Consider the following 469-nt stretch of genomic DNA (forward strand, 5'->3'; position numbering starts at 1 on the left):
TCGCCGCCGCGATCGCCTGCATCCCGGCCGCTGTTGTGTTCGCCGCGATCAACTTCACCATGTTCTTTATGTACGAGCCGCTCGTGACGCAGGAGACGCAGACGGAGCGGGCGAAGGACGGCACGGTGCTCAGCCGCACCGCGTCTGGCCGGATCACCATCGAGCCGCGGAGCGGCCCCGCCATCACCCTCCAGTCGCAGTCGATCCGCGAGATTCTGATGGAGCAGGCGCCGCGCGTGATCGCCGACAGCAGCGTCAGCTGGTATTTCTTCTTCGCGGCCTGGGCGTCCTTCTACGTGGCGATGAGCAGCGCGAACCAGCTGCGCCTGGCCGAGCGCCGCGCCGCCGACTTCGAGCGGGCGGCCCAGTCCGCCCAGCTCCGCGCACTGCGCTACCAGGTCAATCCGCACTTCCTGTTCAACACATTGAATTCGCTTTCCTCGCTCATCATGGCGCGTCGGGAGGAGGA

Annotated in this window: 1 protein-coding gene; it reads left to right on the plus strand. The window is 66.5% G+C overall.

Annotation, left to right across the window (positions count from 1 at the left end; genetic code table 11):
* Positions 1-469: histidine kinase (locus tag AC2JF9_RS08915; protein WP_500727050.1), on the plus strand; the 469-nt coding region annotated here is incomplete at both ends.

This window comes from Lactobacillus sp. C449L, assembly GCF_059900815.1.